The following is an 11,533-nucleotide window of genomic DNA, read 5'->3' on the forward strand; positions in this document are numbered from 1 at the left end:
AGCAGCCGTAACGGATCGGAACGTGACGGCATGGACAGCAACGACAAGCGGCTCGTCGCCCTGCGGCGGCTCCTGACGGAAGTGCATGAGAAACTCGGCCTGAAGCTCGGTTTCCGGCTGTGGGACGGCACGATGGTCCCTGCGGCCTGGCCGCAGGACGGGCTCGCCATCGGCATTGCGGATACCGGCGTGCTGGCCGCGCTGCTGCGCAAGCCCAAGCTCGACACGGTGCTGAACCTGCACATCTCCGACCGGCTCTCCATCCTGAACGGCTCGATCTTCGATCTTGCGGCGGCGCGGCCGGAGGGCAAGATCGGCCGGCTGGCGCGGGGTATTTCCAAGCGCGCGGTGTTCGACGTGCTGCGGCATTTCCTGTTCGCGCCCGGCCAGGTGGCGGACGCGGTCAGCCATCGCAAGGGCGACGAGATCGCCCGCGACGGCGATCCGGCCACCAACAAGGCCAATGTCGCCTATCACTACGACGTCTCCAACGATTTCTACCGGCTCTTCCTCGATGAGGAGATGGTCTACACCTGCGCCTATTTCACCGAAGATCATGGCGACATCGCCCGCGCCCAGCAGGACAAGCTGGACATGATCTGCAGAAAGCTGCGCCTGAAACCCGGCGACCGCTTTCTCGACATCGGCTGCGGCTGGGGCGCGCTGGTCTGCCATGCGGCGCGCTATTACGGCGTCGAGGCCCATGGCGTGACGCTGGCCGAGGAGCAACTGAAATATGCGCGCGAGAAGGTCGAGCGCTGGGGGCTGCAGGACAAGGTGACGCTGCACTTGCGCGACTACACGCAGATGGAGGGCGAGTTCGACAAGATCTCCTCGATCGGCATGTTCGAGCAGGTCGGCATCCGCAATTACCCGACCTATTTCCAGACCGTGAACCGGCTGCTGCGGCCGCGCGGGCTTTATCTCCACCACACCATCTCGCGCCGGGCGAAGAAGACCGAGAAGGCCTTCAACAAGATGCCGGCGGAATACCGGGCGCTGGTGCGCTACATCTTCCCGGGCGGGGAACTCGACCATCTCGGCATGTCGATCGCCAATCTCGAGCGCCACGGCTTCGAGGTCCATGATGTCGAGGGCTGGCGCGAGCATTACCAGCGCACGACGCGGCTGTGGTGGGAGCGGCTGAACGCCAACAAGGATAAGGCCGAGGCCGAGATCGGCCCCGAGCGGACTCGGATGTGGCTGCTCTATCTCGCCGGCTGCTCGCTCGCCTTCGAGCGCGGCGGGGCGCTGATCAACCAGACGCTGGTGTCGAAGCGGCGCAAGGGGCCGTCCGGCCTGCCGCTGTCGCGGGCCGATCTCTACGAGGATTGGGGCAAGCGGCCGGCGTGAGGCGCCGGCCGACTCGTCAGGCCTTCACGAAGAGGTCGAGCTTCCCGTGATGCTCGGCCAGCAGGTAGTAGAAGGTCAGGCGCGACTTGGTCCGGTCCGCCTTCATCGCCTCGCAGACCGCCTTGATCGAGCCGTCCAGGTCGCCGGACTTCAGGCCGAGCTTCTTCTTGAGGAAGTTTTCGCGCACGCGCTCGATCTCGGCCGGGTCGGAGCAGGCGACGTAGCGCGTATCCGGCTTGCTCATGACCAGCGCATAGGCCTTCTGCATACCGGCGAAGGCGGCCTCGTTGATCGGCTTGGTGGTGAACTTCTTCAGGTCGGCGAGGTGGTCCATGCTGTGCCCCTTCCTGGCCCGCGTGAGCGGGACGATTACGTGTCGCGGCGGCGAAGCTAGAGCATCGGACGAGAAAGCGAAATCTCCTTTTCGGAAAAATCCGACGCTCCGGCAATGCCTTAGGGCAGCGTGACCGCGTCCGACCGGGCGCGCACCGGTCTCACGCGCTTTTTCGGATCGGGGCCAGAGGCGGCGCGGCGCCTGCAACGAGCGGATGCCCGTTGCCGCACCGGCATGGGTTGAGTGCGGCGTGCACGGGTGCTGCGATGCAGCATCCTCGAAAGGGTCCTGCGATGAAGCCGACGATTCTGACGGTGCCCCGACTGCCCGATCCTCTGGTCGCCCGCCTCCGGGAGTCTTTCGAGCTGGTCGGACCGATGGAGCGATCCTCGCCGGAGGCGTTGCCCGCAGGCGCCGAGACGGTCCAGGCGCTGCTGACCGTCGGCAGCCAGAAGACCGATGGCGCGCTGATGGATGCCTTGCCCGCGCTGAAGCTGATCTGCTGCTATGGCACCGGCATCGAAGGCGTCGACCGTGCGGCGGCGGCGGCTCGCGGCATCCGGCTGACCAATGCGGCCGATGCGAATGCGACCAGCGTCGCCGAATTCGCGATGGGGCTGGTTCTGGCGACGGCGCGCATGATCGCGCATGCGGATCGGTTCACGCGCGCCGGCAGATGGAAGGGCAATTCGGTGGAGCGGTTGCCGCCGGTTCCGGGCCTCGCGGGCCGCAGGCTCGGCATCTACGGGCTCGGCGCCATCGGCACCCGGATCGCCACGCGCGCCGCCGCCTTCGAGATGGAGATCGGCTATCACAACCGTTCACCCCGCAGCGACGCGCCGTACGGCTATTTCGACGATCTGAGAGCTCTCGCGGAGTGGGCGGACGTGCTGATGGTCTCGGTGCGTGCCAGCGCCGAAAACCGCCATGCCGTCGATGCCGCGGTGCTGGCGGCGCTGGGGCCGAAGGGGCACCTCGTCAACATCTCGCGCGGCATCGCCGTGGACGAGGAGGCGCTCTGCACCGCGCTGGAGCACGGAACCATCGCGGGAGCCGCGCTCGACGTCTATGAAAACGAGCCGAATGTGCCCGAAAGGCTGCGCGCGCTGGAGAACGTGGTTCTGACCCCGCACATCGCCGCGGGCTCGGATGCCGCGCAGATCGCGCAGCAGGAACTGCTGCTCGGCAATCTCGATGCCTTCTTCGCCGGCCGGCCGCTGCTGTCGCCGGTCGACCTCTGAGGGGATCGCAGCCGCGGCGCGCGGCGCTACGGCATCACCACGACCGGCGTGCCCATCTGCACCCGGGCATAGAGGTCGATCACATCGGCATTGTGCATGCGGAAACAGCCATAGGAGGCGGCGGTGCCGACCGTCTGCGGCATGTTGGTGCCGTGGATCGCATATTCGCCGCCCGGTCCGAGCCCGATCACGCGGGCGCCCATCGGGTTGCGCGGCGAGCCGCCGGGAATGACGTCCGGCAGGCGCGGATTGTCGCGCTTGACCTCGGCCGGCGGGCTCCAGGCCGGATCGACCTGCAATTCCTCGACATATTTCACGCCGCGCCACTGCTTGCCGGCCTTGCCGACCGCGATCGGATAGCGGATCGCCTCGCCCGGCGCGTGGACGAAATAAAGCCGCCGCTCGCCGGTGCGGATCAGGATGGTGCCGGGCCTCAAGCGCGCGTCGCGCAGTTCCACGACCTCCCGCGCCCGGCTGGGGCCGGCGAAAACGGGCATGACCGCACAGGCGATGAGGCTGGCGAGGAGAAGCGATCGCGACATGGGGAGGCTCCGCTCGAAAGATCGGGAAGCTGTCCTCCGGCGCGGCTGAATCCCCGGTTGAGCGACATGGTGAATCGACGCGGGCCGCGATTCAGTATGAATCGGCGGTAAAAGCGCCTTTTAGGCCGATGGCCGGCCGCGATGCTGCTGCGGCAGCAGGAAGGGCAGGCCCGGCGCCGGGGCGCGGCTGAGCGAGAGATCGACCCGGAACACCTGCTGGAGCAGGGCGTCGTCCAGCGTCAGCGCCGGCGGCCCCTGCGCGATGATGCGGCCGCGATCCATCACCACGAGGTGGTCGGCATAGGTCACGGCGAGATTGAGGTCGTGCAGCACGATCAGCACCGCGACGCCGCGCGCGGCCACGCTGCGCGCCATGTCGAGCAAGGCGAGCTGGTGGCAGAGGTCCAGGCTGGCGATCGGCTCGTCGAGGAAGAGCAACTGGCGCTCGGCGACGCTGCGGCCGGCTTCGAGCTGGCAGAGCACGCGCGCGAATTGCACGCGCTGCTGCTCGCCGCCCGAGAGGGTCTGGTAGTGGCGCGCGGCGAGGTCGAAGACTCCGGCCGCCGCCAGGCATTCGGCGAGAATCGCGTCGCGCCGCTCGCGCGGCAGTGCGCGGCCGATCCCGTCCACCCCGAGGCGCGCCACCTCGTAAACGCTGAAGGGAAAGGCGAGCCTTGCATGCTGCGCCATCACCGCCCGCTCGCAGGCCAGGCGCCAGGCCGGGATCGCCGGCAACTGCTCCCCACCGATACGAATCTCGCCCCGGGCCGGCGCGATCTCGCCGGTCAGGAGCTTGAGCAGGGTCGATTTGCCGGCGCCGTTGGGGCCGATCAGGATCGTGGTCGTTCCGGGCGCGAGATCGAGGCTGGCGTCGGACACCAGTGCGCGTCCACCGGCCGAGAAACCAAGGTCGCGGCCGGCGAGAAGCGGAGTCCGGAGCGCGGCCTCAGACATCGACGAGGCTCGTGCGCCGCAGCAGTAGCCAGAGAAAGAAGGGCGCGCCGATCGCGGCGGTGACGATGCCGATCGGCAGTTCGGCGGGTGCGACGACGAGGCGCGCGGCGATGTCGGCCGCGACCAGCAGCATCGCCCCGCCCAGCGCGGCCAGAGGCAGCAGCAGGCGATGGTCCGGCCCGATCCAGAGCCGCACCAGATGGGGAACGACGATGCCGACGAAGCCGATCAGCCCGGCGGAGGCGACGCTGGCCCCCACGGCGAGCGCCACCAGCAGGATCGTCAGCGCCTTGATGCGCTGCACCGGGATGCCGAGGTGATAGGCTTCCGCCTCGCCTAGCATCAGCCCGTTCAGGCCGCGCGCCAGCACCGGCATGCAGCAGAGCAGCGGCAGGATAATCGGCGCCACGGTGGTGAGCTTGGTCCAGCTCGCTCCGCCGAGGCTCCCCAGCGACCAGAAGGTCAGGTCGCGCAATTGCCGGTCGTCGGACAGGAAGGAGAGCAGCCCGGTGAGCGAGCCCGCCAGCGCGCCGAGCGCGACGCCGGCCAGCAGCATGGTGGCGACCGAGGTGCGCCCCTCGCGCGTGGCGATGAGATAGAGCGCCAGCGTCGAGACCAGCCCGCCACAGAAGGCGCCGAAGGGCAGTATGGCGAAGGGCAGCTTCATCAGCGTGCCGGCGAGGAAGCGGTCGCCGAGCACGATGGTGGCGGCGGCGGCGAGCCCTGCGCCGGCGGAGACGCCGACGAGGCCGGGATCGGCCAGCGGATTGCGGAAGAGCCCCTGCATCAGCGCGCCCGACACGGCGAGGGCGGCGCCGACCAGCAGCCCGAGCAGGACGCGCGGCAGGCGGATGTTGAGCACGACGAGCGCATCGCGCCCTTCGAGCACCGCCCCATCGCCGCCGAGCCAGCCCCAGAGGATCGCCGCGACGCGGCCGGGCGCGATCGGCACCGCGCCCTGTCCGGTCGCGACGATGGCGAGCAGCAGACAGGCCAGCGCCGTGCCGCCCAGAGCGAGCCAGCCGCGCCGCCTGTGGCCCGCCACGAGGCGCAGCAGCGCCTGCGTTGAGGCCGGCTGAGCGCCGCGCAGGGCTGCCGGCACGGCCAGGCTCACGGCGCTCCACCCGTCGTCAGCGGGGGCAAGGTGCGGTCCGGATCGATCGCCGCCATCAGGTCGCGCGCCGCCAGCGGCGTGCGCGGGCCGAAGCCGAGGAGATAAAGTCCGTCCATCTGTACCAGCCGGCGCTGCGCCGCCGCCGGGGCTTGGGAGAAAGCCGGCAGGGCGAAGAGCTCCTCGGCGCTGGTGCGATGGTTGCCGCGGCTCATCATCAGCACGATCTCGGGCGCGGCGGCGATGATAGCCTCGTCCGTCATCGGCTTGTAGCCTTCGATGCCGCTCGCGGCATTCTCCGCGCCGGCGAGCGCGATGATGGCGTCCGCCGAGCTGTTGCGTCCGCCGACGAGGGCGCGGCCATTCTGCAGCGAGAGCACGAACAGCACACGCCGCCGCTGCGTCAGCCCGGCGCGCAGCTCCTCCAGTTCTCGAAAGCCCGCGCTGGTGCGGGCGGCGAGCCGGCGGGCCGCCTCGGCCGCGCCGATCGCGTCGCCGATCGCGACGATCTTGGCCGCCACGCCTTCGGCATCCTGGCCGTCGGGGATGCGCGCGACCCGGACACCGGATTCGGCGATCAGCGCGAGCGCATCGGGCGGGCCGGCGCCGTCGATCAGCAGAACGAGGGACGGCTTCAGCGACAGCACGCCCTCGGCCGATACCGCCCTGACATAGCCGATATCGGCCTTGCTCTGCAGCGCCTGGGGTGGGAACTGGCTGGTCGAATCCACGCCGACCACTCGGTCCTGCTCGCCCAGCGCATAGATCACCTCCGTTATGACGCCGCCCGCCACGACGATGCGATCGGCCTGGCCCCCATGCGTGGCGGTCCCTGCGGCAAGGGCGGGGAGGGCCAGGCCGAGGGCGGCGAGGGCACCGCGCCGGCTGACGGAGGCGGTGGGGGCGGCTTTGCTGGCGGTCATCGGGCGACTCCCACGGGCGCTGCGGAGACGCCATGTCCTCCGCAGCGAGGTCGTTCATTTTCCAACGTAATGCTCAAGTAGATCTCAGTTTTTAATGATTAAAAAATAAATCAACACTCAAACGTTGTTGACGCAGATATTCGCGTTTACTAGAAGCGGTCAAGCGCTGCGGGGCCTTTTCCGGCGCGGCTTTGGGAATGGCCTCGTGGCCCAGATCAGGATCGTCCGATGTTCATCGCCATGAATCGCTTCAAGGTCGTCAAGGGCCAGGAGGCTGCCTTCGAAGCGGTCTGGTCGTCGCGCAAGAGCCGCCTCGACGAGATGCCGGGCTTCCTCGCCTTCCACCTGCTCAAGGGGCCGGCGAAGGAGGATCACACGCTGTATTCGTCGCATACGAGCTGGGCCTCGAAGGCGGATTTCACGGCCTGGACCACCTCCGAGCAGTTCCGGGAATCGCACCGCAATGCCGGTCAGCCTCGGCCCGCGCCGCTCTATCTCGGCCATCCGGAGTTCGAGGGATTCGAGACGATCCTGAGCGAGATCAATCCGCAGACGCCCCGCCATGCGGCGGCCTGAGTCGCAGCCATGAGCAGCACCGATATCGCGGCCCCCGAACCGATTGAGCGCGCCCGCGGCCTGCTCGCCGCCAAGCCCGACGGGCTGATCGAGGCGATGGCGCGCGAGGCTGGCGTCTCGACCCGGGCGATGCTGGAACTGCTGCCCGCCGGGCAGCGCCTCTTCGTCGCTCCCGAGCGCTTCGAGGCGCTGTGGCGCGACATCGCCGAATGGGGGACGGTGCTGTTCCTGATGCATACGCCCGACATCGTGCTGGAGGTCGAAGGCGCCCTGCCGGTCGGCAGCTTCGGCCATGGCTATTACAATATCCATGGCGACAGCCCGATCGGTGGTCATATCCGGGCGGAGAACTGCCAGGCGATCTATCTGGTGGACCGCGCCACGGGGCAGGGCCGCCGGGCCTGTTCGGTGCAGTTCTTCAACGGCGCCGGCGAGGTGATGTTCAAGATCTTCGTGCGGCGAGATGCCGGTCGCGCTCTGCTGCCGGATCAGCTAGAACGATTCGAGGCGCTGAAGACGCGCTTCGCTTGAGCCGCGGGCGCTAGAGGCCTCGCCGCGATTCCGCGCCCGGCTCGTTTCCCGACCGCCGCAGAAGGCCCTTTACCGTTTGTTTACCATGAAGGCGCAGCCTGTTTCCGGGCGTGACCGACTGCCGTGACGTCGTTCTCCCGCTCCAGCCCGGATCTGCCCGATCCGGAGGATCCCGGCCTCGCCGCCGGGATCGGTATGCCCGACGGTCCAGCCGAGGATATCGCCATGGCCGCGCATGTCGTGATGGAGCGGGCGAGCTTTCCGCGCCGCCATGCTCCGCTCAATTTTGCAGCAGGTCGCCGCTTCGTCGCGCGGCGGGCGCCGCTGCTGCGCTCCAGCCTCGGTTCGGCCCTGCTCCTGGGTTTGCGCTTTCTGCAGGCGCGCTTCATCTCGGTTTGGGGCCTGATCGTCGCCGCTGCGCTGTGCCCGCCCGGCGTGTTCGCCGCTTTCGCCGTCTTCTCGGCGGCAGTGAATTTCGTCGGCATGGCGTCACTGCTGCGCTTCGAGGTCGTGTTCTTCCAGAGCCGCAATCGCGACAGGCTCGGCCAAGGCTTCCGGCTCGCCACCCTTGCCGGGCTGGTGTATCTGGCCGTTTCGGCCCTCGTGCTGGCGGGGCTGGCCGCCGCGGGCTGGGTCGCTCCGGCCGTGGCGTTCTTCTTTCTGGTCTCGCTGGCCGCGCGCGCGGCGCTTCGCCTGCTCTGGTCGGAGGCGACGGCGGAAGGAGATTTCCGCGCAGTCGGCAACAGCAATGTTGTGCAGGCGATCGTTCAACCGGTGCTGATGCTGCTGCTGATCTTCATCTTCGGACCCAAGGCGCTCGCGCTCTTCATGGCCGATGCGGTAGGGCATGTGCTGGCGGCGGGGTATCTGCTGCGGCGGCGGTTCGGTGCCGTGGCGGCGCTGCTGCGGCCCGCATGCTGGTCGCTCGAAGGCCTGCGCCGGAATGCGGCGCGCTGGCGCAGCGTGCCGCTGCTGCTGCTGCCCTCGGCGCTTCTCTCCTACGGTTTCGCGATCGCGCCAATCCTGGCGCTGCCCTATGCCTCGAATGCGCTGCTGGCGGCCCATGTCGCGCTCGCGATGCGGCTTCTGGAGATGCCCTCGCAATTGTTCGGCACCGTTTCCGTGCCGCTGACGATGAACCGGCTGCGTGCCTATGACGGGCCACGCCGTCGCTTCTGGACCAAGCTGATGAGCCTGGTGCTGACGGTGGCCGCCGCGACACTCTTCGCCGGTGTCGGTGCAGGCGCCTGGCTGCTCGATCCGCTGTTCGATGGAACGCGCTGGGCCGATGTCGGCGCGACGATCGCGCTGCTGAGCCTGTTCTACGCGGCCTCGACGCTGGTCGGCCCGTTGCAGGAGATCGCGACCCTGTCGCATCGGCCGTTTGGGCAGCTGGCGATCAATGCGGCGGCGCTGGCCGTGCTGATCGTGGTGATGCTGGTCTATGGCGCACTGACGCCCGCCCTGCTCGTCGCGCTCGGCATCGTCTCCGCCTGCCGCACGCTGGCGTATCTCGTCTTCATCTGGCTTTCGCCGCGTATCGCCACGCCATGGGACGCCGCCAGGGCGGTACCGGCCTGAGCTATTCGCGGCGCATCAGCCGGTCGGCCAGCAGCGAGGAGAACAGCCCCGGCTTGAATTCCCGTTCGAGCCTGGCCGGGTCGTAGACCGTGGCGGCCCAGTCGAGAAAGCCGATGCCCTTCGCCTCGCCCTCGCGGCGATAGGCCTCGAAGAACGCATCCAGGATGCCGGTCTTGGCGAAGCGGAAATGGCCGTAGCGCAAGGAGAGCTGGGCCATCGCCTCGGCGAGCGGCCGCTTCTCGTGGATCAGCAGATAAAGCGCCGAGAAGAAGCCGGCGCGATCGGCCCCGGATTTGCAGTGGACCAGCGCAGGCTCCTGCAGCTCGGCGAAGAAAGCCTGCGCGCTCAGGATCGTCTCGCGGTCCGGCGCGCCGCGCGAGCGCAGAACGAAATCGACGAGGCGAATGCCGTGGCGTTCGCAGGCTTCCTTCTGGAGCGGCCAGCCGCCATGCTCGCGCCCGCCGCGCAGGTTGACGATGGTCTTGATGCCCTTGCGAGCGAAGGCCGCGATCTGGCCGGGTGCGGGCTGGGCCGAACGCCAGAGACGCGGCGTCACACGGTGTGCGTTGAGGTAGGCCAGCCGGAAAATGCCGTGATCGACCAGCAGCATGTTGGCCCAGGCCCGCAAGCGCTGCCCGCCCGATTCGATCGGCCGGTCCCAGCGCGCGATCCGGGCCATGCGCCGGGCATAGCGCTCTTCGTCGGGGCGCAGGCGGTTCAGCACGGCCTGCTCGCGGGAACTGTCATGCCCCGCCCGATAGCAGCGACGGCGCAGGCGCGCAAATCGGCGCCCCGAATGGGCAGGAGAAACTGTTGGATTTTTCACCGTAAACTTGCATAAGGCCCCCGCTCATTTCGTCAGCGACAGGTCTGAACCCATGCGTATCGATGCCATCTCCATCGGCAAGAACCCGCCGGACGAGGTCAATGTCGTCATCGAAGTGGCGATCGGCGGCGAGCCGATCAAGTATGAAATGGACAAGGAGGCGGGCACCCTCTTCGTCGACCGCTTTCTCTATACTCCAATGCGCTATCCGGGGAATTACGGCTTCATCCCGCACACCCTGTCGGAAGACGGCGACCCGTGCGACGTGCTCGTCGCCAACACCCGCCCGCTGGTTCCCGGCTCCTATATCGCGGTGCGCCCGATCGGCGTGATGCTGATGGAGGACGAGGGCGGCGGCGACGAGAAGATCATCGCCGTGCCGGTGCCGAAGCTGACCAAGCGCTACGAGAACGTCCACAACTACACCGATCTGCCGAAGATCACGCTCGACCAGATCCAGCACTTCTTCGAGCGCTACAAGGATCTGGAGCCCGGCAAGTGGGTGAAGCTCAAGGGCTGGGGCGATGCCGCGATGGCCAAGAAGCTGATCGTCGAGGCGATCGAGCGCGCCAAGGCCGCGAAGGCCTGATCCGCGCCCAGCGAGCGAACGCCGAATCCGGAAGGGCCGCGCCTCGCGCGGCCCTTCGTCGTTTCATCAAGCCGCGATGGCCTCGGCCAGGGCGACAGTGCGTCGGGCGATCTCGGCATGCAGCAGCTCGACCATGCGTCCGTCGAGCTGGATGGCGCCCTTGTCGGCATTTTCGGGGCGGTCGAAGGCGGCGATGATCGCGCGGGCGCGCTCGAGCTCGGCCTCGTCCGGCGCGAAGATCGTGTTGGCCGCGCTCACCTGCGCCGGGTGGATCAGCGTCTTGCCGTCGAAGCCGAGATCGCGCGCCTGCTCGCATTCGAGCCGGAAGCCGGCCTCGTCCTTCAGCTCGTTGTAGACGCCGTCCAGAATGTCGAGCCCGTGGGCGCGCGCGGCGAGCAGCGCGCTCGTCAGCCAAGGCAGCATCGTCGCCCGGCCCGGCACGAAGCGAGCCCGCGTCTCCTTGGCAAGGTCGTTGGTGCCCATGACGAAGCAGGCCAGCCGGGTCCCGGGCTGGCGGGCGGCGCGAGCGATCCGCTCGACATCGAGGATGGCGAGCGGCGTCTCGATCATTGCCCAGACCGAAAGGGCGGCGTCTGCGCCCATCGTTGTCAGACGCTCGCCGATCTCGACCAGCGTCTCGGGCGCCGAGACCTTGGGGATGAGAATGGCATCCGCGCCGGCGGCTGCCGCGGCGGCCAGATCTTCCTCGAACCAGGGCGTCTGCGTGCCGTTGAGCCTGATCACCAGTTCGCGCTTACCGTAGCCGCCGGCTTTCACCGCTGCGCAGACCTGCTCGCGCGCGGTTGCCTTGGTCTCCGGCGCCACCGCATCCTCCAGATCCAGAATGAGCACGTCGGCCGGGATCTCGCGCGCCTTTTCCAGAGCGCGTGCGTTGGAGCCCGGCATATAGAGCGCAGAGCGGCGGGGGCGGATGGTCGGCATCGGATGGTCCTGACGAAACGCGGAGCGCTG

General features: G+C 68.3%; 13 protein-coding genes. 6 read left to right on the forward strand and 7 right to left on the reverse strand.

Annotated elements, in window-relative coordinates; genetic code table 11:
- The first annotated feature begins 30 nt into the window (after positions 1 to 30).
- Complete coding sequence (locus ACOJTB_RS07660; RefSeq protein WP_420101930.1) at positions 31 to 1,353, forward strand: class I SAM-dependent methyltransferase; 1,323 nt, start codon at positions 31 to 33, stop codon at positions 1,351 to 1,353.
- Between the two features lie 16 nt (positions 1,354 to 1,369).
- Here the strand turns inward: ACOJTB_RS07660 and ACOJTB_RS07665 are convergent, their stop codons facing one another.
- Positions 1,370 to 1,687, reverse strand: coding sequence for a DUF2853 family protein (locus ACOJTB_RS07665; RefSeq protein WP_420101931.1), 318 nt, complete (start codon positions 1,685 to 1,687; stop codon positions 1,370 to 1,372).
- A 293-nt stretch (positions 1,688 to 1,980) separates the two neighbouring features.
- On the opposite strand from ACOJTB_RS07665, the gene ACOJTB_RS07670 reads away from it, so the two are divergent.
- Positions 1,981 to 2,928 (forward strand): 2-hydroxyacid dehydrogenase, encoded by a 948-nt coding sequence (locus ACOJTB_RS07670; protein ID WP_420101932.1) that lies wholly within the window; start codon positions 1,981 to 1,983, stop codon positions 2,926 to 2,928.
- A 26-nt stretch (positions 2,929 to 2,954) separates the two neighbouring features.
- Here ACOJTB_RS07670 and ACOJTB_RS07675 read toward each other — a convergent pair whose 3' ends face one another.
- The 4 genes from ACOJTB_RS07675 to ACOJTB_RS07690 all read right to left on the reverse strand — a co-directional run bounded on the left by ACOJTB_RS07675 (position 2,955) and on the right by ACOJTB_RS07690 (position 6,458).
- A complete protein-coding gene (locus tag ACOJTB_RS07675; protein ID WP_420101933.1) occupies positions 2,955 to 3,470 on the reverse strand; it encodes a L,D-transpeptidase in 516 nt (171 codons plus the stop codon).
- A 120-nt stretch (positions 3,471 to 3,590) separates the two neighbouring features.
- Positions 3,591 to 4,424, reverse strand: a complete 834-nt coding sequence (locus tag ACOJTB_RS07680; RefSeq protein WP_420101934.1) for a heme ABC transporter ATP-binding protein — start codon at positions 4,422 to 4,424, stop codon at positions 3,591 to 3,593.
- Positions 4,417 to 5,469, reverse strand: a complete 1,053-nt coding sequence (locus ACOJTB_RS07685; RefSeq protein ID WP_420101958.1) for a FecCD family ABC transporter permease — start codon at positions 5,467 to 5,469, stop codon at positions 4,417 to 4,419. The genes ACOJTB_RS07680 and ACOJTB_RS07685 overlap by 8 nt, the downstream gene beginning before the upstream one ends.
- A gap of 65 nt (positions 5,470 to 5,534) precedes the next feature.
- Entirely contained in the window at positions 5,535 to 6,458 is a 924-nt protein-coding gene (locus ACOJTB_RS07690) for a heme/hemin ABC transporter substrate-binding protein (protein ID WP_420101935.1), read from the reverse strand.
- Positions 6,459 to 6,686: 228 nt separating this feature from the next.
- Here ACOJTB_RS07690 and ACOJTB_RS07695 point away from each other — a divergent pair, with 228 nt between their 5' ends.
- The 3 genes from ACOJTB_RS07695 (at position 6,687) to ACOJTB_RS07705 (ending at position 9,146) form a co-directional block, all read left to right on the forward strand.
- Positions 6,687 to 7,034, forward strand: a complete 348-nt coding sequence (locus tag ACOJTB_RS07695; RefSeq protein ID WP_420101936.1) for an antibiotic biosynthesis monooxygenase family protein — start codon at positions 6,687 to 6,689, stop codon at positions 7,032 to 7,034.
- Between the two features lie 9 nt (positions 7,035 to 7,043).
- Positions 7,044 to 7,565, forward strand: coding sequence for a heme utilization cystosolic carrier protein HutX (hutX, locus tag ACOJTB_RS07700; protein ID WP_420101937.1), 522 nt, complete (start codon positions 7,044 to 7,046; stop codon positions 7,563 to 7,565).
- Between the two features lie 123 nt (positions 7,566 to 7,688).
- Positions 7,689 to 9,146: a hypothetical protein gene (locus ACOJTB_RS07705; protein ID WP_420101938.1), complete on the forward strand. Its 1,458-nt coding sequence runs from the start codon at positions 7,689 to 7,691 to the stop codon at positions 9,144 to 9,146.
- Between the two features lies 1 nt (position 9,147).
- Here ACOJTB_RS07705 and ACOJTB_RS07710 read toward each other — a convergent pair whose 3' ends face one another.
- On the reverse strand, positions 9,148 to 9,870 hold the full coding sequence (locus ACOJTB_RS07710; protein WP_420101939.1) for a fused DSP-PTPase phosphatase/NAD kinase-like protein: 723 nt from the start codon (positions 9,868 to 9,870) through the stop codon (positions 9,148 to 9,150).
- A 154-nt stretch (positions 9,871 to 10,024) separates the two neighbouring features.
- On the opposite strand from ACOJTB_RS07710, the gene ppa reads away from it, so the two are divergent.
- Positions 10,025 to 10,561 carry an inorganic diphosphatase gene (ppa, locus tag ACOJTB_RS07715; RefSeq protein WP_420101940.1) on the forward strand — a complete coding sequence of 179 codons (537 nt, stop codon included), beginning with the start codon at positions 10,025 to 10,027 and terminating at the stop codon, positions 10,559 to 10,561.
- A gap of 66 nt (positions 10,562 to 10,627) precedes the next feature.
- Here ppa and ACOJTB_RS07720 read toward each other — a convergent pair whose 3' ends face one another.
- Positions 10,628 to 11,503, reverse strand: coding sequence for an HpcH/HpaI aldolase/citrate lyase family protein (locus ACOJTB_RS07720; protein WP_420101941.1), 876 nt, complete (start codon positions 11,501 to 11,503; stop codon positions 10,628 to 10,630).
- Between the last annotated feature and the right edge of the window lie 30 nt (positions 11,504 to 11,533).

The organism is Allobosea sp. (genome assembly GCF_048595345.1).
Lineage (GTDB): Bacteria > Pseudomonadota > Alphaproteobacteria > Rhizobiales > Beijerinckiaceae > Allobosea.

Excerpts from the sequence above, each read along its gene's own strand:
- ACOJTB_RS07660 (WP_420101930.1), top strand. The coding sequence starts at position 31 with ATGGACAGCAACGACAAGCGGCTCGTCGCCCTGCGGCGGCTCCTGACG.
- ACOJTB_RS07720 (WP_420101941.1), bottom strand. The coding sequence starts at position 11,503 with ATGCCGACCATCCGCCCCCGCCGCTCTGCGCTCTATATGCCGGGCTCC.
- ACOJTB_RS07690 (WP_420101935.1), bottom strand. The coding sequence starts at position 6,458 with ATGACCGCCAGCAAAGCCGCCCCCACCGCCTCCGTCAGCCGGCGCGGT.
- ACOJTB_RS07695 (WP_420101936.1), top strand. The coding sequence starts at position 6,687 with ATGTTCATCGCCATGAATCGCTTCAAGGTCGTCAAGGGCCAGGAGGCT.
- ACOJTB_RS07675 (WP_420101933.1), bottom strand. The coding sequence starts at position 3,470 with ATGTCGCGATCGCTTCTCCTCGCCAGCCTCATCGCCTGTGCGGTCATG.
- hutX (WP_420101937.1), top strand. The coding sequence starts at position 7,044 with ATGAGCAGCACCGATATCGCGGCCCCCGAACCGATTGAGCGCGCCCGC.
- ACOJTB_RS07670 (WP_420101932.1), top strand. The coding sequence starts at position 1,981 with ATGAAGCCGACGATTCTGACGGTGCCCCGACTGCCCGATCCTCTGGTC.
- ACOJTB_RS07680 (WP_420101934.1), bottom strand. The coding sequence starts at position 4,424 with ATGTCTGAGGCCGCGCTCCGGACTCCGCTTCTCGCCGGCCGCGACCTT.
- ACOJTB_RS07665 (WP_420101931.1), bottom strand. The coding sequence starts at position 1,687 with ATGGACCACCTCGCCGACCTGAAGAAGTTCACCACCAAGCCGATCAAC.
- ppa (WP_420101940.1), top strand. The coding sequence starts at position 10,025 with ATGCGTATCGATGCCATCTCCATCGGCAAGAACCCGCCGGACGAGGTC.